The organism is Sporosarcina sp. FSL K6-3508 (assembly GCF_038615825.1).
GTDB lineage: Bacteria > Bacillota > Bacilli > Bacillales_A > Planococcaceae > Sporosarcina > Sporosarcina newyorkensis.
Genome location: NZ_CP152016.1, coordinates 252,506 through 278,593 on the forward strand (window position 1 = coordinate 252,506; position 26,088 = coordinate 278,593).

Below are 26,088 nucleotides of genomic sequence, written 5' to 3' on the forward strand. Positions count from 1 at the left end.
GGAATACTATGATACAAACAGACAGAATGTTGGACGCGAAAGGTCTAGCTTGTCCGATGCCGATCGTCAGGACGAGAAAAGCGATGAAAGACATGTTAGAAGGGCAAGTGCTTGAAGTGCAGTCCACCGATCCGGGCACAGTTGCTGATCTGCAGGCATGGGCGAAAAGTGCAGGGCATCACTATGTGGGAAATGTACAGGAAGCGGATGTCTGGCATCACTACGTTAGAAAAGCAGACAATGGCGAACTGCAGGAGAAAAAGTACCCGGTTACGATTATGAATGAGCAGCTTGCGGATAAATTGCGAGAGCCGAATACTGTTCTCTTGGATGTGAGGGAGCCTACTGAGTACGCCTTCAGCCATATACCCGGCGCCCTATCCGTCCCGCTTGGACAACTAGAAGAGAAAGCTGCGTATTTCGATAAGAATCAAAATATATTTGTGATTTGCCGTACAGGAAACCGAAGCGACATGGCTTGCCAGACGCTTTCGGAAGCTGGTTTTGAGTTTGTTACAAACGTGGTTCCCGGCATGTCGGGATGGAATGGAGATACAGAAAATACAACAGGGGGTACGAAATAATGAGAGCCATTCAAGCAAGTGAAGTCGCTAAAAAAGTGATTCGTGAAGAACCGTTATTTATTCTCGATGTACGTAATGAAGATGCGTTTAAGGATTGGAAGATTGATGGGAAGCAAGTACGCCATATGAACGTCCCTTATTTTGAATTGTTGGATGGTATTGAAGAAATTGAGGATTCACTTCCGAAAGATCAGGAAATACTTGTAGTGTGTGCGAAAGAAGGATCTTCCATCATGGTGGCGGACATGCTCGATGAGGAAGGGTATTCCGTTGCGTATTTGCAAGGCGGAATGAAAGCTTGGAGCGAGCATTTAGAGCCGGTGAAAGTTGGAGATTTGAAGTCTGGAGGAGAGCTTTATCAATTCGTAAGAATCGGTAAGGGCTGCCTGTCCTACATGGTCACTTCCGATGGAGAAGCGGCAGTCGTGGATGCTACGCGCATGACGAATGTATTTTCGGAATTTGCTGATCAGCTTGGAGTTAAAATTACACATGTCTTGGACACCCATTTGCATGCAGACCATATTTCCGGTGGTCGCAAGTTGGCGGAAGCAGCGGGTGCAACATACTGGTTGCCGCCGAAAGACGCAGAAGAAGTGACATTCAATTTCGCAGCATTGGAAGAGGAGGCTTCTATCCAGATCGGTAAAACGAAAATTGATATCCAGCCGCTATATTCACCTGGACATACAATTGGTTCTACTTCATTTATTGTGGATGACAGCTATTTGATGACAGGGGATATTTTATTCATCGATTCGATTGGCCGTCCTGATTTGGCAGGGTTGGCAGAGGATTGGGTAGGTGATTTACGTGAATCATTATACAGCCGTTACCAAGAGTTATCCGAAGAACTGATCGTACTTCCAGCGCATTTCATGATTATGGATGAGCTGAATGACGACGGTAGTGTTGCAGAGAAGCTAGGCGTGTTATATGAACGAAATCATGGCTTGAATATCGAGGATGAGGAGCAATTCAGGGAATTGGTGACAGGCAATCTACCGCCACAGCCAAATGCGTATCAAGAAATCCGCCAGACAAATATGGGCAAGGTCCAACCGGATGAAGAAACACAACGCGAAATGGAAATCGGACCGAATCGCTGTGCGGTGAGATAAGGTGTTGTAATCGAACCCACTTCGGCGCTTGCGGATGGCTCCCGCAATGTGCCGTTCTGGAAGAACGCCTGCCTGTCACATCGCTCCGTATACCCGCTTGTGAGGCGCCTACTTTTTTTGAGTGGGGGTTAACCGATGTGTTTTTCTAGCAAGACCATTTCAGACTAGACATCAGACTCGGAATTGCCTACTTTAAACACAACATAATGATACCTACCCATTCCAGCGAAGCCGCAACTGCGGGGTCGGCCGTTGCCATGAGACTGCTAGCATGAACTTCGCTAGCTGGCTCGTGGCGTAAGGCAATTCCCTAGCGGCACAGCGGTGCCAGTGAACTTTACTCTGCCAATGGAAGTCGAGCGACGGGACAACAAACTGTAATTTTATTTTCAATTAAAAACGATTCAAAAGGAGAAGATACAAATGAACACGACAAAATTTTTAGATGCTAAAGGATTGGCTTGCCCAATGCCGATCGTACGGACAAAAAAAGCGATGAAAGAACTAGAAGCAGGGGATATCCTTGAAATTCATGCAACGGACAAAGGATCTGTAGCAGATTTGACAGCTTGGGCCGCATCAGGAAATCACAAGGTAGTGGACCAGCAACAAGAGTCCGATGTCTTTAAATTTTGGATTCAAAAAGGATAAACTAAGCAAAGAGGGTGTTCCATTGCCCTCTTTCATTAGGAAGGAGGGAGAGAGAACATCATGAGTTTTACATTTATCATCACCATCTTCCTCATTGGATTTGTCGGCTCATTCCTTTCCGGCATGATGGGAATTGGCGGTGCCATCGTCAAATATCCAATGTTACTTTTCATTCCTGCATTACTTGGTTTTGAAGCTTTTTCATCGCATGACGTCTCGGGTATTACGGCAGTTGAAGTATTCTTTGCTTCTCTCTCAGGTGTCTTTGCTTATCGCAAGAGCAATCTAATCTTGAAGCCACTTGTGTTGTATATGGGAATCAGCGTATTGATCGGCAGTGTAATCGGAGGGGCAGGTTCCAGTCTGCTGTCGGAAGCAACCGTTAACATTGTATATGGTGTATTGGCCGTGCTGGCAGCCGTGATGATGTTCATTCCGCAAAAAGGTCTTGATAACATCCCCGTGGAAGAAATTGCGTTCAATAAATGGATAGCCACAGGAACTGCATTGCTAGTTGGGTTGGCTGCAGGAATTGTAGGGGCAGGAGGGGCGTTTATCCTCGTACCGATCATGCTTGTTGTATTAAAAATTCCTACACGGGTCACGATAGCCACTTCGCTAGCAATCACTTTATTGTCTTCAATCGGTTCGGCGTCAGGAAAACTCTTCACAGGGCAAGTTCCCTATGAACCGGCGCTTGTCATGATTATTGCGAGCGTGCTGGCGGCCCCGCTTGGAGTGAAGGTAAGTCGCAAAGTCAATACGAAAGTGTTGCAAGGAATTCTCGCTGTATTGATCATGGGCTCTGCAGTGAAAATTTGGTGGGATATTTTTTAGAAATCACAATGATTTCTAAACATTCTACTAATAACCCTTGCATTTAGTTGGTATTGGCTTTATACTATTTTTCAAGATGGAAAACGAATAGACAAACTCTTATCAAGAGCGGCGGAGGGATTAGGCCCTATGATGCCCGGCAACCGGCTAGTTATGCAAAGGTGCTACTTCCTACAAACTGTTGACAGTTTGGAAGATAAGAGAGGTATGAGCGAAAGCAAAGCCCTCTTCTTATTTTTAGGAAGAGGGCTTCTTTGTATCCTCACTAGGCTCATTGTCTAGCTGCAGAGGGCAGCTGCTCGGGACGTTTCGGTCTTTTCGAAAAAGGGGGAGAGCACCCTTTTACGATAAGCCCTCCAACGTCTGTCACGACAAAACGCCCTCTTCTGCTTTTCAGTATTCCATCAGGTAGACTAATAAATTCGGAGGGGAAATAGTTATGACTAAATTTCAGCCAGAAACTGTTTTATTGCACGGAGGACAGCAGCCAGATCCTGTAACCGGTTCACGTGCTGTGCCGATTCATCGTACGACTTCATATGTTTTCAGAGATACAGAGCATGCACAGAATTTATTTGCTTTGCAAGAAGCAGGCAATATCTATACACGTATTACTAACCCGACTGTCGCAGTTTTTGAGGAGCGTGTGGCGCAGATCGAAGGTGGATCTGCAGCAGTAGGGCTATCATCCGGAATGGCGGCAATCGCATTTTCGATCCTGAACATTGCGGGCGCGGGAGATGAAATTGTGGCGGCCAGCAATCTGTATGGCGGCACGTACAATTTATTCGCTGTGACACTGCCGCGCTATGGCATCACGGTGAAGTTCGTGGATGCATCTGATCCGAAAAACTTTGAAGCGGCAATTACAGATAAGACGAAGGCGTTATTCGCAGAGACGATCGGTAATCCGAGCCTGCAAGTCCTTGATGTAGAAGCGGTAGCGAAAGTCGCGCATGACAACGGTATTCCATTGTTGGTGGATAACACGTTCCCGTCTCCATATGGCTCCAATCCGATTGAGTTCGGAGCAGACGTAGTCATTCACTCCGCAACGAAATGGATTGGCGGGCACGGCACGACGATTGGAGGCGTGGCGGTCGATGCAGGGAAATTTGATTGGACTCAAGGAAAATTCCCAGGGTTCACAGAACCGGATGAATCGTATCATGGGTTGAGATATGGCATCGATACGGCAGGGGCTGCATTCGCAACGAAGCTGCGCGTTCAATTATTGCGTGATTTCGGACCTTGCTTGGCGCCGGACAGTGCATTTAATTTATTGCAGGGGCTTGAGACGCTTCATTTGCGTGTGCCTCGCCATAATGAAAACGCACAGAAAGTCGCAGCGTTCTTGAAGGAACATCCGGCAGTGGACTGGGTGACGTATACGGGTCTTGAAGAACACCCGACGTATGAGTTGGCGCAAAAACACTTGAAGCACGGCTATGGTTCCATTATTGTTTTCGGCATTAAAGGTGGCCGGGATGCAGGTCGTAAAGTGATTGATAATGTGGAAATCTGGTCACATGTAGCGAATGTTGGTGACGCGAAGTCGTTGATCATTCATCCGGCGTCTACTACACACCAGCAATTATCCGCAGAAGATCTGAAGAGTTCGGGTGTGACTGAAGAGTTGATTCGCCTGTCTGTCGGGTTGGAATCAGCAGATGATATTATTGCAGATTTAAAACAAGCGATTGAGAAAGCGGTCGAAAAGGCTGTTCATTAATTAATAGGTAAAAGCAAAAAAGTCACCGAGTCCGGTGACTTTTTTGTATTTACCGACGTTTCACTTTCCTTCGTTCTTCTTTCAATGACATGAACAACGAAGTGACCATCATGATCAAGATAACGGAAAACGGCAGGGCGGCGATGATAACTACATTTTGTAGCGCATCCAATCCACCGACAAACAATAAAATAACAGCGATCGAGGACTGAATCACTCCCCATACCACCTTTAAATTATTAGGTGGTGTCAGCGATCCGTAAGATGACTGCATACCGAGTACGAAGGTAGCTGAATCTGCAGAAGTGATGAAAAATGAAATGATAAGCAAAATGGCGATCATGGATATTATAGAAGACCACGGCATGCCGCTGAACATCTCAAAAATTGTCAGCTCAGTTGCAGTGGAAGCTAAATCAATAATCCCAGCCTTTTGTGTTTCAATTGCTGTAGTACCAAATGCAGAAAACCAGATCATACTTAACACGGTTGGTACGACGAGTAAACCGATCATAAACTCCCGGATCGTTCTCCCTTTCGAAACCCGGGCAATGAACATACCGACAAATGGCGACCAAGCGATCCACCAAGCCCAATAAAATATTGTCCAATCATTAAGCCATGCACGATTCCCAACATCGAGAGGGGCAGTACGGAAACTCATGCGAACAAGATGCTCTAAATACCCACCGATCGAGTCGGTGAACATATCGAAAATAAGCAATGTGGGTCCTAAAGCAATGACGAAAAATAATAATGCAATAGCAAGGACCATATTGGCATTTGATAAGATTTTGATCCCCTTGCCGAGCCCGCTCCATGCAGACACCAAGAACAAAATCGTTACAATGATGATAATGATGAGTTGCGATAGGAAACTGACAGGAATACCAAAAAGGTAATGCAGCCCCGCATTGACTTGGACAGCGCCAAGGCCGAGAGATGTGGCAACGCCAAACACTGTAGCAAAGATAGCAAATACGTCAATGACAATACCGAGGGGCCCATTGACGCGGTCACCGAAAATGGGTTTCAAAGTAGCCGAAATCAATCCCGGTTGGCCTTTACGGAATTGGAAATAGGCCAGTGCAAGAGCTGTCATCCCATAGACAGCCCAAGCATGGAAGCCCCAATGGAAAAATGCTTGGCGCATGGCTTCTTTATAAGCCTCCGCTGTTTCAGGCCCCGCAGTAGCAGGATTGACTGCATAATGCGATAGGGGCTCAGCAGCCCCGTAAAAGACAAGTCCGATTCCCATACCGGCGGAAAAAAGCATAGCCAGCCATGATATTAAAGAGAATTGGGGACGATCGCTGTCTTTTCCTAAACGGATTCTGCCGATGGGGCTAAAGATCAGATAGACCGAAATGAAAAACAGCATGGATACCGTCAACAAATAGTACCAGCCAAAGGAAGAGGCAATCCAATTTTTAACGTCGGAGGTCATCCTCTCGAAGTGGTCCGGCGCAATCACTCCATAACCGACGGCTATTATGACGGCAACCAAGGTGATATAAAATGTTAGCGAGATTTTTTTCATAATTCCTCCTAAAACTAATGTAGTGTAGTGAAGAGGTTGATTGTGGAAAGAATGTTTTAAACGATAAGGCAAGATTGCTTATATACACTTAGTTGTACCCAATAATCGTCGATACAAACTTTGGTACGATCAGATAAATTAGCATTTTTGGAAGGGTAAAAGTGGAAGAAGATGAGACGGCCTATTCGGCATCCGTCTCACTTGATAAGTAGTATCACGCCAGTTTTAAAAGTATCACTTTTTGTGAATGGTGTGCATATGCGGAATCCTTATTGCAGTGATAACAAACCTGTTAATTATAATGTATAACCCAGTCAATAGAATCGGAGGATGGAGCAGGTTGTTTAATTCTTAGGCATATATGTATACTGTAGCCGGACAAAATGTTTACAAATACAAAAAAAGGAAACTTGGCTCTTTCATAACTATATGATATAGAGGATCTGCTCACAATCTATCATTCGAAGTATTCTTCTGATTGTCTTTTAGGAATACTAAGGTTTACCCAAGTATTATTTTTTAATTGTTTGCCTATATATACGATTTGCCCTATGTGGGAAGCATAATGGGTCAATTGTCTTTCTAACGCTTCGAGCACGATAGTGCGTTTACCACGAATATATACATCCCTTAACAAATGTTCACCTTCTAGTTCTTCTAATGTTTCAAAAAGAATACTCCAACCCTTTTCCCAAACTGCGATCATTTCATGTTTGGTTAGAGAATCCTCTTCGAATTCACTATCTCGTTTCCTATTGGGTTTTTCACCATCTGTGGTTAAAAAATTTGTAGACCTAGATATCATGTTTCCGCTTATATGTTTTGCTAAGACAGCAATACTATTTGAAGCCTCGTTTAAAGTCCAATGAATATCATCCTCTGTCAATTGATCTATTGTATCATCCCCAAGGCGTTTAATGCCATTAAACCTTTCTTTGATGACATTCAGATAAACATTTTCTAAGTTCATGGATAATCCTCCTTGATTTATATTGTTCTACGCCTTGTTAATTAGTTGCTTCAGTAGAAAAGGATTCCACTTCCATATGTGTTCCGGCAACTGTATGTTAGTGCATGTTATAAATTCATGGGGTGCGGAGACCTGGCCAAGTCTTCGCTGATTTTCTGAGCCGTCTGCAATAAAAGAGGAATCAATTTCTCTTTTATTTCCTTTCTGCTATTTCTTCCAGTGTGTGTCGATATATTAATGGCGGCAATAACCTCGCCATTTCGATTTGTAATTGGAGCAGCCACTGAGCTCAATCCCTCTTCGAATTGTTGTTCTGCCAGCGACCAGCCGTTCTTTCGGATTTGTTCCAGTTGTTTTATTAATTGTTTCTTGTCGGTGATAGTGTGATTTGTATAGCTGGATAATATAGCTTGTTCAAAATACTCTTCCAACTCCTCGGATGGTAAGTGCGCTAGCAGAACTTGCCCCATTGATGTGGCGAATGCGGGCAAGCGGGAGCCGACGCCTAACGACATGGTCATTATTCGCTTTGTATGAATGCGTGCTACATATACTATCTCGTCATGGTCTAATACAGAAATAGAAGTAGATTCACCTGTTTGTTTGACAAGTTCATCCATAGGGTCGTGTGCAATTTCCCATATGTTTTTTGATGAAAGATATGCATAACCCAAGGAAAGTACCTTAGCTGTCAGTGCATATCGTCCATTGTCGGACGTTAGATAGCCTAGACTTTCGAGCGTTAAGAATATACGACGAATGGCGGGTCGACTTAAATTGGTAATGGCTGCGGCTTCACTGACCGTTAATGTTGAATGCTCAGTAGAAAACGATTGGATGACGGATAGCCCTCGCTCCAACGATTGTATAAAGTCAGCACTTTTGATTAAATTATTAGAATATTTGCTTGACATTGATTGTATCCTCCTTGTTATAATAGTGTTGTACGATATATGTATATTTGTACGTTAATCGTACAATGATTTTTTTAATAAAGCAAGAAAAAATAGAAAGTTTAATAAAACGATAAGGGGAATCAGTCATGGAACATTCAATTAGGAAAATCAGCACGATAATTGTAGACGTACCGATCAAGAGGCCTCACCAATTTGCGACTGAAATAGTCTCGACTAAGAGCATGTTGCTTGTGAACGTAGAACTGGCTAATGGTCTAGTCGGCGTTGGTGAAGGTACGACGCCTGGAATCTGGTGGAATGGAGAAAGTGTTGAAACGATGAAGGTAGTCATTGATCAATATTTCAGTCCCTTATTAGAAGGAAAAGACCCGAGGTATACAGAGCAAATCCTTGAACTGATGGACATTCACGTGAGGGCCAATCCATTTGCTAAAGCAACCGTAGAAATGGCGCTTTATGATGCAGTAGGTAAGGTATATGAAGTGCCGGCTTATCAACTGTTAGGAGGGTTATACCAAGAGTCTATTGAGGTGAAATGGGCACTTGCCACGGGGGATGCTAATGGAGACATCGAAGAAGGAAAAGAACTGATAGAGAACAATAGGTACAAAGATTTTAAAATAAAAGCCGGGAAATACAAGACTGCTGAAGATGCTGAACGTGCAATCCAAATAGCAAACGGTCTGCGTGGTATTTCAAGTATAGGCATTGATCCGAACGGCAGATGGGATCGTTTGACAGCCATTCGTTATATGGATCGTCTGAATGATGCGGGCATTGACTTTTTGGAACAGCCATTATCTCCATTGGATATTGAAGGGGCGTCCGAACTTTCCGCTATGAGAAAGGTGCCTGTAATGGCAGATGAAGGTTTAGCGACAGTGCAAGATGCCATGCGATTGATTTCTGCTAAAGCAGCTGATATTTTTTCATTGAAAATTCATAAATCCGGTGGAATGCGAAACACGATAAAGATTGCTGCCATTGCCGAAGCGGCAGGTATTCCTTGTTTCGGAGGGACGTCATTGGAAAGCTCTATAGGGACTTCGGCGTGCCTTCATGCTTATGGTACTATTCGTAACTTGCAATATGGCAGTGAACTATTTGGACCTCAGTGGCTCGCAGATGATTTAGTGAAAAATCCTTTAGTTTGCGCAGAAGGAAAAGTACAAGTACCAACTGGACCGGGGTTAGGCGTGGAATTAGATGAAGAGAAGGTAGAAAAATATAGAAGGAAGAGTGAGTAAACAATGAAATACTTTGATGCACCCTCATTGTCATTCTTATGTAATTTGGAATTAACCGTTGAAAAAGCACACTTGCCAGGTGTGACGCCAGTCGGTAACAGAAGAATTATCCGAGTCGAAGGTGGGTGTTTCTCGGGTGAGCAACTTAATGGGAGAGTGATACCTGGTGGTGATGATTGGATAACTGTCAGAGAAGACGGAACCATTATTCAAGATGTTCGCATTTTGTTAGAGACTGATGACAAAGAACTCATTTTACTGACATACCGGGGAATACGGACGGGTAGTAAAGAGGTACTTGCAAGGCTTGATAACAATGAAAAGGTAGATCGTGAGGAATATTATTTTCGGACAAATCCAATCTTTGAAACTGCTTCTAAAAAGTATGATTGGTTAAACAAGAAGATTTTTGTTTCGATAGGTGAAAGATTGCCGACTGGAGTCAGATACTCCGTGTATCAAGTTGATTAAGAGGAAGGAAGGTGTCCGATAATGGCAGAAATACATCATCTGACTGATCATAAAAAGTTAATGGTTCATGAATCAGAAGGCACAGCAGGAACTATCATCGCGGTCCATGGGCTGACTGGCAATCATAAGACATTCTTGCATTATGAACAGGTACTGGAAGAGAGCTATCGTTTCATTCGTTATGATTTGAGGGGGCGCGGGGATAGCAGTCCAGCAGAAAATCAAACATCGATTTTTGAGCATACAAAAGATTTGCTACTGTTTATAAAACAAAAAGGAATAGAAAATCCTATCCTGATGGGGTATTCAATGGGTGCTTATATTTGTGCTCTCGCTGCAAGTGAAATTCAAACGGCAGGACTTATCTTACTAGATGGTGCAGGCATAACTGAAGAAAAACAAAGAGATTTAATTGTCCCGTCTCTAAGTCGCTTACAGAAAAAGTATGCTTCAAAAAATGAATATGTCACACAAACGAAGACGATTTATGAGGGCTTACACGTTGAATGGGATGCGATTGTCGAAGAGATTACAAACTACGAGGTACACCAGACTGCTGAGGGATGGCAGCATAAATCGGATGCACAAGTGATGGAGAAAGACTTTAATAGTTTCTATGCATTTAAACCTAAAGAAGTGTTTCTGAAAATAAATTGTCCAATCTTGCTTGTGATCGCTTTGGGACCGTTAGGTCAAAAACCACCCCTTTTTACGAAGGAAACGTACGAACAAACGATTGAATATGCGAAAGATATTCAAACGATTGAAGTCCCCGCGAATCATTATACGTTGATGTTCGAAAAGCAGCCGTATATTGAAAGTAAGATTTTGGAGTTATTAAAAAGAGTAGAGAAGGTGACTCAATGAAGTCGATAAAAGAGACTTCTATTCGGGAAGCGGTTCAGCATATAAAGTCGGATCATACGCTTATGGTAGGGGGATTCGGATTAGTGGGAAGCCCGCTATCCATTATTTATGATTTAATCGATTATGATGTAAACAATTTGACTGTGATTAGTAATAATGTTGGTGAGCAAGGAGAAGGGTTAGGAAAATTGCTTCAACAAGGTAAGATTAAAAGGGCAATCGGCTCTTACTTTACTAGTAACCGAGATGTTGCTAAGTATTACAATCAAGGGAAGCTTGCATTGGAATTGCTTCCACAAGGAACTTTAGCAGAGGCCATACGTGCTGGCGGAGCAGGGATTGGCGGTTTTTACACGAAAACGGCAGTGGGGACCGACCTGGCAAAAAACAAAGAGACGAAGATGATTAAAGGCGAGCAGTATTTATTTCAAGAAGGACTCAAGGCGGATGTGGCAATTATTCGTGCTTGGAAGGCAGATACATTAGGAAATCTTGTTTACTATAAAACTGCTAGGAATTTCAATCCCGACATGGCTACTGCTGCGTCGTTTGTAATTGCGGAAGTAGATGAAATTGTAGAAGTTGGAGAACTCCCTCCGGAGGATATCGTAACGCCGCATTTATACGTAGATGTCATTGTCACGAGTAAATGGGTGTTAACGAAGGAAGGAGTGAAATCGAGATGAGAGAATTGATTGCCAAGAGAGCGGCCGTAGAACTGACTTCACACTCTGTTATCAATTTGGGGATCGGTATTCCTACATTAGTTGCAGATTATATTACGGATCCTACCATTACTTTGCATACTGAAAATGGCATGCTCGGTGTGACGGCGGCAGAGCCTGAAAAAATTGACCCTTTAATCGTCAATGCGGGCAAGCAGCCGGTTGGAGAAGGGGGAGGTGCTTCTTACTTTAGTAGCGCGCAATCGTTTGCGATGATCCGCGGCGGGCATGTCAATACTGCTATATTGGGCGCGTTACAAATTGATGAAAAAGGAAGGATTGCCAACTGGGCAATCCCTGGAAAAGATATAATTGGCGTCGGCGGAGCAATGGATTTATTGGAAGGTGCTCAAAAGATTATCATTACGACGAGCCATACGGCAAATGATGGCACTCCGAAAATCGTGGAGAGCTGTACGTTTCCAATTACCTCTAAACGCGTAGCAGATATGATCATTACAGAATTAGCTGTATTTAAATGGAATGGAGATATATACGAGTTAATTGAATTGGTAGGAGATGCTACTCTAGAAGAAGTCCAAAATAAAACAGAGGCGAGGTTTAAGATCAGCGAGGGGATAAAGGGGGAATCATTTTGTTCAGAGAAGTAGTTATAGTGGACGCTGTGCGGACTCCGATTGGCAGATACAACGGACAATTAAAAAATGTACGTCCGGACGATCTGGGAGCAATTGTCATTAAAGCATTAATGGAGAGGAATCCTGAACTTCCTGTCGATACAATTGACGATGTCATTTTAGGAAATGCCAACGGAGCAGGTGAAGAAAATCGAAATGTGGCCAGAATGTCTTCACTGTTGGCAGGACTGCCTCAGGAAGTGAGTGGGACTACGGTCAATCGTTTGTGTGGGTCAAGTTTGGATGCAGTCAGTATTGGTGCGAGAGCTATTTTATCAGGAGAATGTGATGTGATCATTGCAGGTGGTACAGAAAGTATGTCACGGGCACCTTTTGTCATGGCGAAACCCGAGCGTGCTTTTCCGCGAGGAGATCAGACATTGGCAGACACAACGATTGGGTGGCGGTTCATCAATCCGAAGATGCAACAATTGTATGGAGTGGACTCTATGCCGCAAACAGCAGAAAATGTAGCTAGACGATATGAAATATCACGTGAGGAACAAGATGCCTTCGCCGTGAGAAGTCAACATTTGGCGGGCGAAGCGCTAGCAGCTAACAAGTTTAAAACCGAAATTGTGCCTGTTGTTTACAAGGATCGAAAAGGGATTGAACATAGTATAGATACCGACGAACATCCTCGACCTGATACAACAATTGAAAAATTGAATTCGCTTTCTCCATTATTTGAAGAGGGAACGGTAACTGCAGGAAATGCAACGGGGGTCAATGACGGAGCTTCAGCTATGCTCCTCATGGAAGCGGAACGGGCCAAAAGTTTGGGTCTCCAGCCGTTAGTGAGATTTATCGGTTCAGCTACAGCCGGTTTAGAACCTTCCGTCATGGGACTTGGTCCGATTTATTCTACAAGAAAACTTATGAAGAAGTATAGATTGAACGCCGATGATTTTGATTTAATGGAAATCAATGAAGCCTTTGCTTCCCAATCTATCGCATGTATTCAGGAATTGGGATTTGAGATGGATAAGGTAAACGTTAATGGAGGAGCGATTGCCTTAGGACATCCCTTAGGTGCAAGCGGGGCACGGATTTTGACTACTTTAATTTATGAAATGAAACGACGGCATTCAAAACGAGGTCTTGCGACGATGTGTATTGGGGTTGGGCAAGGAATATCGGTTGCTGTTGAAAATATAGAATAAAAACAGTCTCCTACATGGTAATTTTACAAAGTGGGAGACTGTTTTGACGCCACGACAAGTTATTTGTTGGCATCATTTTAATTGAAACTATTAACTGATTGTCCGCATAGTAACAGTATTCGAAATAGATGAGCTTGACATAACACTGTTTGTAGTATAGTAACTTACAAGTCCAACCATTCTCTGATATAAATGGCCTTTTTGATTCTGTAAAATTGTCTTGCGGTTAGTCTAGGATGTGTAGCAAAATATGTTTACGATAGGAGTTGTCCTATCAAATGAGATTTGATTTTATTACCTCTGTAATCTGAGACGAGATACTTTATTTGAACGAGGATCCAACGGACGTATACGTTACCCGGAAAACCTGAAATTGATAACGCTTTCTATCTTGATTCCTGAACCCATCGTCATTTCGATATCCGGCCGGCTGAAAAGAATTGCTGACTACTTGTTTATAAAATCCTGTGAAGAATGATCACATTAGAGAGGAAGTGTAAGAATGGTAATGAAGGCAAATCACTTATTATTGCAAAATGTACTTGATGTCAACCCACGAACAGGAGTTATCCAACTGCATGACAAACGTATGATGCTGATGTCGGTTGAGGCATTAGGAATTTTACGGTCAGACTTGATCACGACACTAGGTTACGAAAGAGCAAAAGGGTTTTTAATGAGATATGGATGGTCATGTGGATATAAAGCCGCCGAAACATTAGAATCCCAGTACGAGTGGAAGTCTTTAAGAGAACTTATATTTGCCGGACCTGCCATGCACACGCTTGAAGGAGTAGTAACAGTTGAACCTGATTACCTTGAAATTTGTGAAAATCATTTGGAGTTTGGTGGCTATTGGAGAAATTCGTACGAAGCAGACGAGCATATTGAAAAGCATGGGATTGAGCAAGGGGCCTCCTGCTGGACGCTGGTTGGTTACGCAAGCGGGTACCTTACAAAAATATTTGGTAAACAAATTATTGCCCATGAGAAATATTGCCGGGCTAATGGAGACGCCTATTGCTATTTTGTCGCACAAACCGTGGAAAAATGTGATGAAAAGCATTTACAAGACTTACGTTACTATCAAACAGAGTCTTTGCAAGGGGTACTAGAAGATGTGTATGTAGAAATGCAACAATTGAATGAAGATATTATGGAGTCAGAGAAAATTCAAAATGAGTTGACGGAGCTCTTTCTGGAAGACAAAGATCTGAATGAAATTACCCAAGTAATCGGAAAAAAATTAGAATGTAGTATAGTGGTGGAGCATGCGTCTGAGATTTATTCATCCTATTATGAAACAGGAGAGGATGAGAAGCGTATTACCAAATGGTTCGAGGATGAGCAGATGGAAATGGACCGAGTAGTGGAAGTCTTCAATGTTAAAAGCAATAAAAAGAATTTGGGTAGAATGATTGTACTTGACAAACAGAAACTTTCTCATAAAAAACAACTGATCATTAATCGGGCCCTTATGGTGTTAACTATTCAAATGTTTCATTACCGTAAACTTATGGAGTCGAAATGGAAGCAGAAAGCTACTTTTTTTGATGATATTATTCAAAATAAACTGTTAGACCCATCCACAATGCAACGGCAGGCTGCTATGTTTGGTTTCACAAAGAATCAAGTGAAAAGAGTCATTGCTATGAAAGTTGAACCTTTTGAGATAACGGAGGAGGTACTCAGTTATCTGATACAAAAGCATGTAGGACAAGACCCGTTTTTAAAAGATGGCCGTGTAATTATGATTGTCAGTTTGAATGAACAGAATTGTGTAGAAAGATACGCTGCCCAATTGATTCAGGAATTGCATAAATCGTTTCCTAGAGTGAAGGTGCATTTAGGATCCGGACGTGCAATAAAATCGATTGATCTGATGAGAGACAGCTATTTGGATGCTACGAGAATTTGTGATTTTATCTATTTGACGCATCCCATGGAAAGCAAACAAGCAGACTACAAAGAGTTGGAACCAATTATGATTTTGTTGCAAGGTGCGGATCAAAAAGAAATGATTCGTTATTATACGGAGACACTGGGAGAAATTATAGACTATGACTCAGAAGGCCAAGGAAACTTGCTGTTTACTTTGAAAGCATTCTTAGATAATAACGGAAATTTACAACAAACAGCCGATCAGCTTCATCTATCGATAGCAGGGCTACGTTATAGGATTGAACGGATTGAGGCATTAAGCGGAATTGACTTGAAGACTGGGGCTGGAAGGTTTAAGGGCCAGTTGGCCACCCAAATCTATTACGCTTTGCAAATTATCAGTAAACACAACGGATCATTCAATTGATTCGTTTTTTTATTTTGTATGAGTTTTATTTTTTGGATATCTGCTGCCATACTGCAAAAAGTGCTAGTGAAAGGGCTTACATTACAACTTATTTACAGTTACAAATATTCAGAATATAAATTAGTATTATAAGTAGAAAGAGATTACATTTGAAGGAGGCATATACATGACAAGCAAGCAACAAGAAGCTGTGAAGAAACCAATGACTGGAGAAGAGTATTTGGAAAGCCTACGGGACGGTAGGGAGATTTGGCTGCACGGCGAGAAGGTAGAAGACGTTACCACTCATCCGGCCTTTAGAAATAGTGCACGCTCTATCGCCAGATTATATGACGCCTTACATGATCCGGAACATAAAGATATATTGACTCGGGAAACAGACACAGGAAACGGTGGCTATACACAAAGATTTTTCCGACCAGACAAAACAGCTGAAGACTTATTCAAAACAAGAGATGCTATCGCGGAGTGGTCTAGACTGACTTACGGACAAATGGGAAGATCACCAGACTACAAAGCATCGTTCTTGGCAACGCTAGGTGCCAATCCTGAATATTATGGGAAATATGAAGCAAATGCTAGACGTTGGTATAAGGAAGCACAGGAAAATAACTATTATTTCAACCATGCGATAATTAATCCTCCAGTAGATCGGGATAAGCCAATTGATGAAGTAAAAGATGTTTTTATTCGTTGTGTAGGAGAGACTGAAGAGGGGATTCTAGTAAGCGGTGCCAAAATGGTAGCTACAGGATCAGCATTGACAAATTATAACTTCATTGCGCATTATGGTGCCTTGCCTATTCCAACGGAGGAATATGCACTAGTTTTTGTTGCCGATATGGCTACTCCTGGAATCAAGTTAATCAGTAGACCTTCTTACGAATTAAACGCAGCAGTGACAGGGAGTCCCTTCGACTATCCGCTCAGTAGTCGGTTTGATGAGAATGACACGGTTATTGTATTTGATAATGCGTTGATTCCTTGGGAGAACCTTCTTGTATATAAGGATGTTGAAAAAGCAAATAGTTTCTTTGCCGAAAGTGGTTTCTTGCATCGCTTCACCTTCCACGGTGTCACTCGTTTAGCAGTAAAGCTCGACTTCATTTCAGGGCTACTCATGAAAGCATTAAGGGCAAACGGTACGGATAAGTTCCGCGGCGTACAAGCGAATATTGGAGAAGTCCTTGCCTATCGAAATATGTTCTGGGCGATGAGTGATGCCATGGCTTTAAATCCAAATGAAGGACCAAATGGAACAGTCCTTCCAAACATTGACTATGGTTTATCGTACCGGGTCTTCATGTCTGAGGGTTGGCCACGTGTCAAAGACATTATTGAAACGGTTGTGGCCGGAAGTTTGATTGTACAGCCATCAAGTGCAAATGATTTTAAAAACCCTGAATTACGTCCATATATAGATAAACTTTATCGTGGTTCAAATAATATAGAAGCAATTGAAAAAATCAAGGTTATTAAACTACTTTGGGACGCTATCGGAACGGAATTTGGTGGGCGGCATGAGCTGTACGAGCGGAATTATTCAGGAAACAATGAAAACATTCGCTTGGAGAACCTAGTGATGGCGCAACAGAAGGGCCAAGCAACTGCTTATGAGAAATTTGCACAGGAATGTATGGATGATTACGATTTGGATGGTTGGGTAAACCCAACGTGGATTAATCCGGATGATGTTAATGTGACGTTGAAAAATAAAATTAAAACTACTAAAAATTAAAAATGGGGGTAGTGATTATGCAAACTGAAACGTTAAAGAAAAACGAAAGAGTAGAAGAGGTTTTCAACCTATTTATTAAACATATCCAAGGATTTCTGCAAGAAGCAAAACTAAATCACGAAGAATATACAAACTTTGTAGATTGGGCAGATCGACTAGGGCGTAAAGGAGAGCTGCCTTTATTCGCGGATGTATTTTTGGAGACCCACGTGTTACGTGCGATGTATACCGATAAGCCAGGAACTCAGCCATCCTTACTCGGACCCTATTTCGTCGAGAATTCTCCAAAAGTCGAAGCGAAAGACGGGAATGCTTATATCTTGACACAACGACCAGACGAAAAAGGAGAGGTCATGTATTTTAAAGGAAATGTAAGTAGTACAAACGGAAAACCGCTGGCAAATACAAAAGTGGAAATGTGGCAAAATGATGCGTCAGGAAAGTATTCTTCATTTGATTCGGACGCACCAAAATATAATTTCAGGGGTCACTTCTTTACTGACAATAATGGCGATTTTGAAGTGCGTTCTATCGTGCCGCTTCCTTACTCCATTCCTACAGATGGGCCAACGGGAGAGTTCCTAGACTATACGGAGCAACACCCAATGCGTCCTGCACACTTACACCTCATGTTTGAAGCAGAAGGACACGAAACACTTATAACTCAAGTGTTCTTTGAAGGAGATGAGTGGCTGGAGACGGACGTAGCTGACGGTGTTCGTTTAGATCTTATGACAACTCTGCGAGATGAAAACGGAGTGAAAAAAGCGGAATTAGATTTCGTAATGCGTGAAGAGAACTAAATCCAAATATGTTCTTTTGTAAATACAACCAGAAATGAGGTGCTTTCCATTAAAGTATATCGAGATGGCGAACTAGAATTACCACAATCAATCATGACAATCGGTGCATTTGACGGGCTGCACCTTGGACATCAAGCACTAATTAATCGGGCAAAGTCGAGAGCGGAAATATATGGAGTACCATTCGTTGTATATACATTTGATCCACCGCCCAAAGTGTATTTTCAAAATCAATCACTTTTAACTCCTTTTGCGGAAAAAGAGAAGTTTTTACGGAATATGGGTGTGGATTATACCATAGTAGCTTCTTTCGATGAGCATTATGCTTCTCGAAGTGTCGGCGGATTTTTGGTTGAACTGAGGAAAATACATCCGCAAGAAATATGGGTAGGTCCGAATTTTTATTTTGGAAAAGGCAAAAGCGGAACAACACAGGACTTAAATATGATTAGCAAGACATTCGAACAACCAGTTGTTCGATGTTCCAAAGGAGAAGTTATTTCGTCTACAAGGATTCGCAAATTGTTTCAAGGTAACGAGGCAGACCAGGCCTATTGCTTGCTTGGAAGACAGTTAACGAATGAACAGGTCTGACATAGAATGCTTTGCAACTAGTTGGGGGGTTATATAAATGGATAGTCGAGAGTATCGAAATTGTATGGGTCGCTTTGCTACGGGGGTAACCGTGGTAACATGTAAAACTGACAACCAGCATCATGGCATTACGGCAAACTCATTTACATCCGTCTCATTGGATCCGCCTTTAGTTTTGGTCTCCGTGGACAGAAAGGCAAAAGCGGCGCAACATTTACATGCAAAACCATTTACGGTAAATATTTTAGCAGGCCACCAAGAAGATGTCGCCATGCATTTTGCGGGACGTCCAAAAGAACAGGAGCCCTTTAGTTGGACGGAAGGTGAACATTCCGTAAGATTTGAGGAGTCGCTTGCGTTTATTGAATGTACACCATGGGCTGAATATGATGGTGGGGACCATATTATATTCGTAGGTAAAGTGGAGAACTTCGAGTATCAAGATAAGGATGCATTAATATACTACTCAGGAAAGTTCACTTCTCTAGTTAGCCAGGCTTCGTTGGAGAATGTATCCAAATGATCTAAAAAGCTTCGTTCTATTTAAAGAACGAAGCTTTTTCTTGTGTTCAACATAGCGGTGATGGAGTTAACGAGGGCTCTGAGTCTTGTAGACATGAGCAGTTAGGTTTGTGCAAGGAGTGTATTCGTTAGTTTGAAAATGAGGTTAAATCAATTTTCCGAATTGCAACCGTTTATTGAGAGCCTGCATAATCGGAATTCCAATTATCATGACTGCACATTCTCCAATCGCCACGTATAACCAAGTTAAAAGAAATGGAAGATGAAGCACGATGTTTAATTCCCAAGCGATTAAAAACATGGTGGTCGTGAAGATAAAGGTGTTGAAAATCATTCGCGCCAATAAATTGGTCGTGAAGCGAGAGAAAAGAATTGTCAGCGATAAGGCGAGTACAGATTGGCCGACACCAAAAACCAGATCGATCGGTCCGAGTTCCGACAGTAATAAGTTGGAGACGAAAACTCCGACTACGACCCCAAAAATATAGCGTGGATTAAAGACCACGAGATGATTGAAGATCTCCGAAACACGGAATTGGACATTCGTAAAGCCGAATGGAAGAATGGCCAACGTAACGGCTGTATAAAGAGCAGCAATAATTCCACTGATCGCAAGTGTTTTAACATTCATTCAGAATACCCCTTTAAGTGAAGATAAGAAAACCTTATACAGTATACCTGACAAGTGACACTTTTTTCTAGGCGGACGGTTTATTACCGTTCCTCACTTAGTTTTGTAGGTCTGCGTGGTATACTAAAGTAACTAAAGAGATGAGGAGGAATTTTTCATGCAGTACTCGCAAACTAAAATGGTAAAGCTCGTAAAACAGAGCCCAGAGTTAAACCGACAGTTGAAGGCCATCATGAAAGAGCATGAACTAGAGAAAAGTTTCGCCTTGAAAGCTTTGTATCATGCGGAAGTGAAAGACGGAGGAACGTATCAGAGGGATTATCAGGAAATACGGGATTAAAAATTTCAGGTTGTCTGGTAGTTCATTGGGAAATGACTTCTGGACAACCTTTTTTGTACGTAATAATTATTGCGTTTCTAGAAAAGATTTTTCTTAAATACATAACTGACACGATCATAGTCCATTTTATCCTCATAAAAACGATGCGCATCGTGCCGTTGCAGTCCTGATGAAAGAGCAATACTTGCGTGGTCATTGTCTCGCGCCCATTCGTGAATGAAGGTTAGCAGCGCTTCACCATAGCCGCCAGACCGTTTTGTCTCATCGGTTACTAGATCGCAAATCCAAACAAATCTTCCGTAATATAGTGTGATCATCGGTTTGAAACCGGTGACTGCAACAAGTTCTTCTTGGTCGTATAGTGCATACATGCGATACTGATCTTTTTCGCGTGCTTCTGCTGTTAATTTGAGATATTCCTGTTCATCCAAGTGGCCTCGCAGTTGTTTCATGACAGGGAAGGCCTGTAAAATTTCAGTTTCTGACTGGAGTTCTTTTATGGTTAGTGTGCTCAATGAACTCACCTTCTTTACTAGTTTCATTTACTATTCCACATAGTGTGTTGATTTTCCTTCTGCTGCTTATGTAAATGACAAACACCCATTAATAAAGCAATGGGTGCTTGTCCAAGGTTTATGGGTTGGTAGTGTAATCGTCACCTGTCTGTAGGCGCTTCTTATCCTTTTGAGAATTGGCATTGTTTTTCTTTGCTGCGTCATTTTGTCCAATCACATCAAGGTCATCCGGACTCAGGTCATAACCATAGCCGTACTCTTCCCTCATCTTTTCGTTTTGTTTACGCTTATCTTTATTCGGCATTGTCGTTCACCTCCATTATAGAAGTGTGGTCTTTTCTATAGGGATTATACGATGGCTATGAGTGGACTGAGGGATTTAGGACCGTTAAAACAGATTAATGAGTAGCTGTATATTCTACTTATGGAAACCTTAAGATTTTCTTCATATTTATCCTGCTTCTTTGTTAAGAGTTGGGTGGTAGAATTGAGTTATTAGTGAGATGGGGTGAAGGAAGTGGCGGAATTTACAGTGTTGGTTGCCGATGATGATAAGGAAATTCGAGAAGGTATTGAAATTTATTTGAAAAATGAGGGCTATAATGTGCTAAAAGCGGAGGATGGTCGCCAGGCGCTAGAGCTGCTCGCCTCTAATGAAGTGCATTTACTTATTTTAGATATTATGATGCCGAATATGGATGGCATTACGGCGACGTTCAAGATTCGGGAAGCGCGGAATATCCCGATCATCATGTTGAGTGCGAAGGCGGAGGACTCCGATAAAATTCATGGTTTGTCAGTCGGTGCCGATGACTATGTCACGAAGCCGTTTCATCCGCTTGAACTAATGGCGCGTGTAAAGTCACAACTTAGGCGTTATGTGCAACTTGGGACATATGATGTGCAAAAAATGATTGAAGTCGACGGACTCGTCCTGAATGAAGAGGCGAAGGAGCTGTCGGTGGATGGGACACCGGTTCGGCTCACACCGATCGAATATAAGATTACGGAGCTGTTAATGAAGCACCCAGGACGCGTGTTTTCAATTAATGAAATTTACGAGCGTGTGTGGAACGAAGAAGCGTATAACGCGGAAAATATCGTCGCGGTGCATATCCGGAAAATCCGGGAGAAAATAGAAGCGGATCCGAAAAATCCTCGGTATGTGAAGGTGGTGTGGGGCGTTGGATACAAGATCGAAAAATAAAAGTGGAGTAGGCTTGTCACTCGTTGCCATTGCCCTCGCAGTCATCAGTTTAGTCTATTGTGCGTCATTTGCGGTTGATTTCTTCGTAAATGGATGGGAACGCCTAGGAGTGGCTGTCGATTACTTCGGACGAATTGTAAGAGGAGGAACGATCCAATGAATAGAAAAATACAGTTAGGCATTTGGTCGGCGCTCGTTACGCTTGTCCTGATCTCATTACCGTCCATTTTTCATTATGCGCAGCAACTGGTGGGGAAGTCGGTTATCGACCAAGAGAACTTTTCTTGGCAGATGGAACGGACATATGAAAACTTAAGTGCTACTGTGCTGAATCCGATAGACCTTGAAAAAGCATCGCAAGAGATTCCTGTTACTAAGGAGGAAATTGAAGAGTATCGCAATTTGTACGGAACACTGTCGGAGCAATTGAGTAATATTCAAGAGCAATACGCCGAACGAATTGCGAATGCGAAGGCAGAAAATAATGAGACGTTATTGCTGGCTTTAGTGAAAGAGCGGGATACAAAGCTAGAGGACATCCAGCAGAACTTTGAAAGCGATGAGCATGTAGAAGATAAAATTCTCAAACAGAAAGCTCGGCAATTGGCGCTGTATGAGGAAGAAAAGAGAAATAGGCGTACAAATAATCTACCGATATCCTATGATCTTGTGAATATCGATACAGGAGAGCGTTTCAAAAAAGGCAATATAGGTGCAGCGGCTGCCTATAAAAAGAAGTTTAATGAAGCGAACGGCTATTTAAAAGCAGAATCATTCATGGATGATGTCAATAATAATGGTTTCTCCTGGTACGAAGGCGATGCTGCTGTGAACATTTCACATGACGATTTTAATAGTATCAGTAATAAACCTCAATTTTTCGAAGGTACCGTAATTGTTCCAAAAGAGGCGTTAGCGTCAGGCGGCTTGTATGAAGAAAGCCAAGCTTTTACACGTGGGAAATACAGCATGTATGCGTTTTGGGTAGTTGGCATTCTGGCGCTGGTCGCTTTGTTGACTGTGGTGCGATTCCGACGAGAGTGGGTGCTGTTCTCACGGTTTACTCCTGTCTATGCTCGCTTGCGGATAGACTTCAAAGCTGCTATTTTGCTGCTCACTGTACTTGTGCTCGGTACCTATATCCAATCTGAAATCTATCGTAGCTTGAATCAGTTCACTTACTTTACACTCGGGACAGCCGGTAATATGATTGTAAGTTTTCTGTTATTCGGTGTATTATTTACAGCACTTCTAGCATTCCAAGTAGTCCATTTAATTGAGCAATTGCGTCAGCCGGGCTATGCGGAACAGGCGTGGCGTGAAAGTTATACAGCTAGTTTTCTACAAAACGTAGTCGGGATGTTCAGTAATCGGACGGTTGGCATCCAGCTATTCATTTTGCTAATTGGATTCTTTTTAGCAGGTGTCGGTTTTGTCGGACTCTTTTTGGGTGGATTTACTTTCCTGATTTATGTGGCGTGTGTCTTCTTTCTTGGTCTTCCTGTATTGTTTTTATTCGCCAGCAGAGGGGCGTATTTAAACCGAATTTTATCTGCAACAGATGCGATGGCGGCAGGATATTACACAGAAGCGATTCCGGTCAAAGGAAGGTCTCCGCTGGCAAAACATGCGGCGAATTTGAACAATTTGCGTGAAGGTGTGCGGGTTTCCATCAATGAACAGGCGAAGAGTGAACGTTTGAAAACGGAACTGATCACGAATGTCAGCCACGATTTGCGGACACCGCTGACTTCTATTATTACGTATACAGATTTGTTGAAGGATGAAACGTTATCTGCTGAGGAGCGGGCGAAGTATGTTGCGATTTTGGATCAGAAATCACAGCGGTTGAAAACGCTGATCGAGGATTTGTTCGAAGTATCGAAGATGGCAAGCGGTAATTTGGAGATAACAAAGCAGCGCGTGGACTTGAATCAGTTGATGCATCAGGCGTTGGCAGAGCATGCGGAAGACTTTGCGGAATCGAATTTGGATGTTCGGATTACGTTGCCGGAAGTGCCGATCTTCGTTATGGTCGATGGGCAGAAATGGTGGCGCGTGCTAGACAATTTGCTTATCAATGCGCTGAAATATTCACTGCCGGGAACGAGAGTGTATGTGAATCTTCAAAAAGTCGGCACCCAAGCACGAATTACGGTGAAAAATATTGCGAAATATGAAATTGGCGACAACACCGATGAATTATTCGAACGATTCAAGCGTGGCGATGAATCAAGACAGACGGAAGGTTCAGGTCTTGGGTTGGCAATCGCCCAATCGATTGTCGAGTTACATGGCGGCAAGATGGATGTCGAAGTCGACGGTGATTTATTCAAGGTGACGGTTGAAATTGCGGCTGGGTAAATGGATTCAGGGAAAGACAGGCGGAAATTCCTGTTTTTCTCTGAATTTTTAGTTTAGTGAAGGAGAAAGTTTAGTTTTTGACGAATAGGGGTATATGTAGGATGTGCAGTCTCTATATCGAATGCACAGATGGCATGAAAGGGAGGAATGGTAATATGACAATCGTTGACGGTAAATATCCTAACAAGAAAGATTTAGAGCCGAAAGTAAAAGATGAAATTCATAATGGCAAGAGGGTGTCAGCTACAGACGAACTTCCGTTAGCAGATCCAGCCGATTCAGATTCCACTGCGGTATTCCGAGAAAATGCACAAGACGATACAGGTAAACATCAACCATCCGCTTACAGTCAAAATAAATCGCCGAGCCAAAATTATCATGACCTGAAGCCGGGCGAACAATTTCCTTTTGGTGATCAGGAAGAATTTAACCGAAAATATAACCATGAAGCGCATAATCAATGGAACGAACATAAAACAATCAACAAAACGAACGATCAGTCTTAACATCAGCCCGCTGACATGCGCGGCTGTTTTTAAATTGATATAATAGAGAAAAGTGAAAGGGTGGATGAAATGGGAACAATTCAACAAGCAGGTCTAGCAAGAGGATACACATTAGGTTTGCTGAAGAAAGCAAATGAGGGTGCATGGGACACTCTTCCTGCCGGGTTTTCCAATACGATTCGCTGGAATGCGGGGCACATCTATGTATCTGCCGAGCACTTTTTAAGTCAGGCATTGAATGCATATGAACCGAGCCATTCCGCGTGGTTTCCGTTTTTTGCTACAGGCAGCAGCCCATCGACTTGGCAAGGCACTCCGCCGTCTGCCGATGAATTAATCACGGCGTTGAAAGAACAAGGAAAACGGATTTCACAAGTAGGAGAGAGCAAATTGGGTCATGTGCTCGAGACACCAATCTCTCTCGGTGATCTGCTGACGATGAAAACAGTTGATGATGTCATCCAATTTAATACATGGCACGAAGGAATTCACGCCGGATTAATTGATGGATTAGTACGAGCAAGCCGATGAATGCAGACAGTCAGAGAATGTTCTGACTGTTTTTTTGTGCGGAAAAATGAAAATGGATGAGTGAACCGCGCCGAACCGATCTTCTACGCTATCAAATCAGGTCTTACCTCTCCCTCAGCCTTAAGTCTGAGCAAGAAATCCGCTATGGGACCCTCGGTGAGATGAGAAATTCATTATAAACTAGAGTTACAAATGAAGGGAGGACGTAAACATGAAAAAATTTGGACTAGTGGTGCTCGGCATCATAGCAGGCATAACGTTGGTAGCGAATCTCGGACCAATGATCGCGCTTGCCATATCAGGGGTGATTGCTTTTTTCAGTTTTCATTACTGGAGAAAGAGTCAATCGACGTTTGCAAAAGTGTTTTGGATGATCGTGTTGGTTTGCAGTTTGATCAGCTCGGTTTCGAATATACCGGCATTCATTGGAATCATCGCGTTGATCGGGATGTATTATGTGTGGCGGAAGTGGAATGAGCGGGATAAGAATCCGGACATTATCACTGAATCGGATGATCCGTTTAAAAACTTTGAACGTCAATGGGATGAACTTACTAAGTAAAGGA

General features: G+C 42.6%; 29 protein-coding genes and 1 riboswitch. Of the genes, 23 read left to right on the forward strand and 6 right to left on the reverse strand.

Translation table 11 applies throughout. The features are described 5' to 3' along the window. Positions 1–8 precede the first annotated feature (8 nt). The 5 genes from MKX97_RS01185 (at position 9) to MKX97_RS01205 (ending at position 4,925) form a co-directional block, all read left to right on the forward strand. Positions 9–584 (forward strand): sulfurtransferase TusA family protein, encoded by a 576-nt coding sequence (locus tag MKX97_RS01185; protein WP_078817600.1) that lies wholly within the window; start codon positions 9–11, stop codon positions 582–584. Continuing rightward, positions 584–1,705: an MBL fold metallo-hydrolase gene (locus MKX97_RS01190; RefSeq protein WP_078817599.1), complete on the forward strand. Its 1,122-nt coding sequence runs from the start codon at positions 584–586 to the stop codon at positions 1,703–1,705. Before MKX97_RS01185 ends, MKX97_RS01190 begins: the two co-directional genes overlap by 1 nt. A 423-nt stretch (positions 1,706–2,128) precedes the next feature. Further along, entirely contained in the window at positions 2,129–2,356 is a 228-nt protein-coding gene (locus tag MKX97_RS01195) for a sulfurtransferase TusA family protein (protein WP_078817598.1), read from the forward strand. Positions 2,357–2,416: 60 nt separating this feature from the next. Beyond that, positions 2,417–3,193, forward strand: coding sequence for a sulfite exporter TauE/SafE family protein (locus MKX97_RS01200; protein ID WP_009766518.1), 777 nt, complete (start codon positions 2,417–2,419; stop codon positions 3,191–3,193). A 96-nt stretch (positions 3,194–3,289) separates the two neighbouring features. Next, a riboswitch (SAM riboswitch) is annotated at positions 3,290–3,396 on the forward strand. Between the two features lie 236 nt (positions 3,397–3,632). Beyond that, positions 3,633–4,925, forward strand: a complete 1,293-nt coding sequence (locus MKX97_RS01205) for an O-acetylhomoserine aminocarboxypropyltransferase/cysteine synthase family protein (RefSeq protein WP_342536720.1) — start codon at positions 3,633–3,635, stop codon at positions 4,923–4,925. A gap of 49 nt (positions 4,926–4,974) precedes the next feature. Here MKX97_RS01205 and MKX97_RS01210 read toward each other — a convergent pair whose 3' ends face one another. The 3 genes from MKX97_RS01210 to MKX97_RS01220 form a co-directional block, all read right to left on the reverse strand. Continuing rightward, positions 4,975–6,465: a BCCT family transporter gene (locus MKX97_RS01210; RefSeq protein WP_078817597.1), complete on the reverse strand. Its 1,491-nt coding sequence runs from the start codon at positions 6,463–6,465 to the stop codon at positions 4,975–4,977. A 457-nt stretch (positions 6,466–6,922) separates the two neighbouring features. Then, entirely contained in the window at positions 6,923–7,435 is a 513-nt protein-coding gene (locus MKX97_RS01215) for a DUF1572 family protein (RefSeq protein ID WP_078817596.1), read from the reverse strand. A 107-nt stretch (positions 7,436–7,542) separates the two neighbouring features. Beyond that, positions 7,543–8,349 carry an IclR family transcriptional regulator C-terminal domain-containing protein gene (locus tag MKX97_RS01220; protein WP_078817595.1) on the reverse strand — a complete coding sequence of 269 codons (807 nt, stop codon included), beginning with the start codon at positions 8,347–8,349 and terminating at the stop codon, positions 7,543–7,545. 128 nt (positions 8,350–8,477) lie between these two features. Between MKX97_RS01220 and MKX97_RS01225 the strand changes: the two genes are divergently transcribed. From MKX97_RS01225 to MKX97_RS01275, 11 genes are all read left to right on the forward strand, one after another. Further along, positions 8,478–9,599, forward strand: a complete 1,122-nt coding sequence (locus tag MKX97_RS01225) for a muconate/chloromuconate family cycloisomerase (protein WP_342536721.1) — start codon at positions 8,478–8,480, stop codon at positions 9,597–9,599. 3 nt (positions 9,600–9,602) lie between these two features. Further along, positions 9,603–10,070, forward strand: a complete 468-nt coding sequence (locus tag MKX97_RS01230) for a DUF3237 domain-containing protein (RefSeq protein WP_078817593.1) — start codon at positions 9,603–9,605, stop codon at positions 10,068–10,070. A gap of 21 nt (positions 10,071–10,091) precedes the next feature. Continuing rightward, entirely contained in the window at positions 10,092–10,937 is an 846-nt protein-coding gene (locus MKX97_RS01235) for an alpha/beta hydrolase (RefSeq protein WP_342536723.1), read from the forward strand. Beyond that, positions 10,934–11,623, forward strand: coding sequence for a CoA transferase subunit A (locus MKX97_RS01240; RefSeq protein WP_342536724.1), 690 nt, complete (start codon positions 10,934–10,936; stop codon positions 11,621–11,623). The genes MKX97_RS01235 and MKX97_RS01240 overlap by 4 nt, the downstream gene beginning before the upstream one ends. Next, positions 11,614–12,273 (forward strand): 3-oxoacid CoA-transferase subunit B, encoded by a 660-nt coding sequence (locus MKX97_RS01245; RefSeq protein WP_342537469.1) that lies wholly within the window; start codon positions 11,614–11,616, stop codon positions 12,271–12,273. Before MKX97_RS01240 ends, MKX97_RS01245 begins: the two co-directional genes overlap by 10 nt. Next, positions 12,258–13,463 carry an acetyl-CoA C-acyltransferase gene (locus tag MKX97_RS01250; protein WP_342536725.1) on the forward strand — a complete coding sequence of 402 codons (1,206 nt, stop codon included), beginning with the start codon at positions 12,258–12,260 and terminating at the stop codon, positions 13,461–13,463. The genes MKX97_RS01245 and MKX97_RS01250 overlap by 16 nt, the downstream gene beginning before the upstream one ends. Positions 13,464–13,965: 502 nt before the next feature. Further along, on the forward strand, positions 13,966–15,771 hold the full coding sequence (locus MKX97_RS01255; RefSeq protein ID WP_342536726.1) for a XylR N-terminal domain-containing protein: 1,806 nt from the start codon (positions 13,966–13,968) through the stop codon (positions 15,769–15,771). 166 nt (positions 15,772–15,937) lie between these two features. Continuing rightward, the gene (locus tag MKX97_RS01260) at positions 15,938–17,509 is read left to right on the forward strand and encodes a 4-hydroxyphenylacetate 3-hydroxylase N-terminal domain-containing protein (RefSeq protein WP_340757952.1); all 1,572 of its coding nucleotides are present in this window, start codon (positions 15,938–15,940) and stop codon (positions 17,507–17,509) included. A gap of 17 nt (positions 17,510–17,526) precedes the next feature. Beyond that, entirely contained in the window at positions 17,527–18,312 is a 786-nt protein-coding gene (locus MKX97_RS01265; protein ID WP_342536727.1) for a dioxygenase, read from the forward strand. A gap of 39 nt (positions 18,313–18,351) precedes the next feature. Further along, entirely contained in the window at positions 18,352–18,906 is a 555-nt protein-coding gene (locus tag MKX97_RS01270; protein WP_342536728.1) for an FAD synthetase family protein, read from the forward strand. Positions 18,907–18,943: 37 nt separating this feature from the next. Continuing rightward, positions 18,944–19,429, forward strand: coding sequence for a flavin reductase family protein (locus MKX97_RS01275; RefSeq protein ID WP_342536729.1), 486 nt, complete (start codon positions 18,944–18,946; stop codon positions 19,427–19,429). A 144-nt stretch (positions 19,430–19,573) separates the two neighbouring features. On the opposite strand, the gene MKX97_RS01280 is transcribed toward MKX97_RS01275, so the two are convergent. Further along, positions 19,574–20,059, reverse strand: coding sequence for a QueT transporter family protein (locus MKX97_RS01280; protein ID WP_078817585.1), 486 nt, complete (start codon positions 20,057–20,059; stop codon positions 19,574–19,576). A 157-nt stretch (positions 20,060–20,216) separates the two neighbouring features. Here MKX97_RS01280 and MKX97_RS01285 point away from each other — a divergent pair, with 157 nt between their 5' ends. After that, positions 20,217–20,399: a hypothetical protein gene (locus tag MKX97_RS01285; RefSeq protein WP_009766511.1), complete on the forward strand. Its 183-nt coding sequence runs from the start codon at positions 20,217–20,219 to the stop codon at positions 20,397–20,399. Between the two features lie 77 nt (positions 20,400–20,476). On the opposite strand, the gene MKX97_RS01290 is transcribed toward MKX97_RS01285, so the two are convergent. Further along, positions 20,477–20,941, reverse strand: a complete 465-nt coding sequence (locus MKX97_RS01290) for a GNAT family N-acetyltransferase (RefSeq protein WP_342536730.1) — start codon at positions 20,939–20,941, stop codon at positions 20,477–20,479. Between the two features lie 91 nt (positions 20,942–21,032). Continuing rightward, a complete protein-coding gene (locus MKX97_RS01295; RefSeq protein ID WP_342536731.1) occupies positions 21,033–21,218 on the reverse strand; it encodes a hypothetical protein in 186 nt (61 codons plus the stop codon). 213 nt (positions 21,219–21,431) lie between these two features. On the opposite strand from MKX97_RS01295, the gene MKX97_RS01300 reads away from it, so the two are divergent. The 6 genes from MKX97_RS01300 to MKX97_RS01325 all read left to right on the forward strand — a co-directional run bounded on the left by MKX97_RS01300 (position 21,432) and on the right by MKX97_RS01325 (position 26,084). Next, positions 21,432–22,121 (forward strand): response regulator transcription factor, encoded by a 690-nt coding sequence (locus tag MKX97_RS01300; protein WP_078817583.1) that lies wholly within the window; start codon positions 21,432–21,434, stop codon positions 22,119–22,121. Further along, the gene (locus MKX97_RS01305; RefSeq protein ID WP_176132534.1) at positions 22,099–22,281 is read left to right on the forward strand and encodes a hypothetical protein; all 183 of its coding nucleotides are present in this window, start codon (positions 22,099–22,101) and stop codon (positions 22,279–22,281) included. Before MKX97_RS01300 ends, MKX97_RS01305 begins: the two co-directional genes overlap by 23 nt. Further along, positions 22,278–24,485, forward strand: coding sequence for an MFS domain-containing histidine kinase (locus tag MKX97_RS01310; RefSeq protein WP_176132533.1), 2,208 nt, complete (start codon positions 22,278–22,280; stop codon positions 24,483–24,485). Before MKX97_RS01305 ends, MKX97_RS01310 begins: the two co-directional genes overlap by 4 nt. Positions 24,486–24,640: 155 nt before the next feature. Beyond that, positions 24,641–24,991, forward strand: coding sequence for a hypothetical protein (locus MKX97_RS01315; RefSeq protein ID WP_078817581.1), 351 nt, complete (start codon positions 24,641–24,643; stop codon positions 24,989–24,991). A gap of 69 nt (positions 24,992–25,060) precedes the next feature. Then, positions 25,061–25,522: a DinB family protein gene (locus MKX97_RS01320; RefSeq protein WP_342536732.1), complete on the forward strand. Its 462-nt coding sequence runs from the start codon at positions 25,061–25,063 to the stop codon at positions 25,520–25,522. Positions 25,523–25,733: 211 nt separating this feature from the next. Next, the gene (locus MKX97_RS01325; RefSeq protein WP_078817579.1) at positions 25,734–26,084 is read left to right on the forward strand and encodes an ABC transporter permease; all 351 of its coding nucleotides are present in this window, start codon (positions 25,734–25,736) and stop codon (positions 26,082–26,084) included. Positions 26,085–26,088: the final 4 nt, after the last annotated feature.

Bases quoted from the DNA above. Each gene is read 5' to 3' on its own strand.
- MKX97_RS01185 (WP_078817600.1), top strand. From the start codon at position 9: ATGATACAAACAGACAGAATGTTGGACGCGAAAGGTCTAGCTTGTCCG.
- MKX97_RS01190 (WP_078817599.1), top strand. From the start codon at position 584: ATGAGAGCCATTCAAGCAAGTGAAGTCGCTAAAAAAGTGATTCGTGAA.
- MKX97_RS01195 (WP_078817598.1), top strand. From the start codon at position 2,129: ATGAACACGACAAAATTTTTAGATGCTAAAGGATTGGCTTGCCCAATG.
- MKX97_RS01200 (WP_009766518.1), top strand. From the start codon at position 2,417: ATGAGTTTTACATTTATCATCACCATCTTCCTCATTGGATTTGTCGGC.
- MKX97_RS01205 (WP_342536720.1), top strand. From the start codon at position 3,633: ATGACTAAATTTCAGCCAGAAACTGTTTTATTGCACGGAGGACAGCAG.
- MKX97_RS01210 (WP_078817597.1), bottom strand. From the start codon at position 6,465: ATGAAAAAAATCTCGCTAACATTTTATATCACCTTGGTTGCCGTCATA.
- MKX97_RS01215 (WP_078817596.1), bottom strand. From the start codon at position 7,435: ATGAACTTAGAAAATGTTTATCTGAATGTCATCAAAGAAAGGTTTAAT.
- MKX97_RS01220 (WP_078817595.1), bottom strand. From the start codon at position 8,349: ATGTCAAGCAAATATTCTAATAATTTAATCAAAAGTGCTGACTTTATA.
- MKX97_RS01225 (WP_342536721.1), top strand. From the start codon at position 8,478: ATGGAACATTCAATTAGGAAAATCAGCACGATAATTGTAGACGTACCG.
- MKX97_RS01230 (WP_078817593.1), top strand. From the start codon at position 9,603: ATGAAATACTTTGATGCACCCTCATTGTCATTCTTATGTAATTTGGAA.
- MKX97_RS01235 (WP_342536723.1), top strand. From the start codon at position 10,092: ATGGCAGAAATACATCATCTGACTGATCATAAAAAGTTAATGGTTCAT.
- MKX97_RS01240 (WP_342536724.1), top strand. From the start codon at position 10,934: ATGAAGTCGATAAAAGAGACTTCTATTCGGGAAGCGGTTCAGCATATA.
- MKX97_RS01255 (WP_342536726.1), top strand. From the start codon at position 13,966: ATGGTAATGAAGGCAAATCACTTATTATTGCAAAATGTACTTGATGTC.
- MKX97_RS01260 (WP_340757952.1), top strand. From the start codon at position 15,938: ATGACAAGCAAGCAACAAGAAGCTGTGAAGAAACCAATGACTGGAGAA.
- MKX97_RS01265 (WP_342536727.1), top strand. From the start codon at position 17,527: ATGCAAACTGAAACGTTAAAGAAAAACGAAAGAGTAGAAGAGGTTTTC.
- MKX97_RS01275 (WP_342536729.1), top strand. From the start codon at position 18,944: ATGGATAGTCGAGAGTATCGAAATTGTATGGGTCGCTTTGCTACGGGG.
- MKX97_RS01280 (WP_078817585.1), bottom strand. From the start codon at position 20,059: ATGAATGTTAAAACACTTGCGATCAGTGGAATTATTGCTGCTCTTTAT.
- MKX97_RS01285 (WP_009766511.1), top strand. From the start codon at position 20,217: ATGCAGTACTCGCAAACTAAAATGGTAAAGCTCGTAAAACAGAGCCCA.
- MKX97_RS01290 (WP_342536730.1), bottom strand. From the start codon at position 20,941: ATGAAACTAGTAAAGAAGGTGAGTTCATTGAGCACACTAACCATAAAA.
- MKX97_RS01295 (WP_342536731.1), bottom strand. From the start codon at position 21,218: ATGCCGAATAAAGATAAGCGTAAACAAAACGAAAAGATGAGGGAAGAG.
- MKX97_RS01310 (WP_176132533.1), top strand. From the start codon at position 22,278: ATGAATAGAAAAATACAGTTAGGCATTTGGTCGGCGCTCGTTACGCTT.
- MKX97_RS01315 (WP_078817581.1), top strand. From the start codon at position 24,641: ATGACAATCGTTGACGGTAAATATCCTAACAAGAAAGATTTAGAGCCG.
- MKX97_RS01320 (WP_342536732.1), top strand. From the start codon at position 25,061: ATGGGAACAATTCAACAAGCAGGTCTAGCAAGAGGATACACATTAGGT.
- MKX97_RS01325 (WP_078817579.1), top strand. From the start codon at position 25,734: ATGAAAAAATTTGGACTAGTGGTGCTCGGCATCATAGCAGGCATAACG.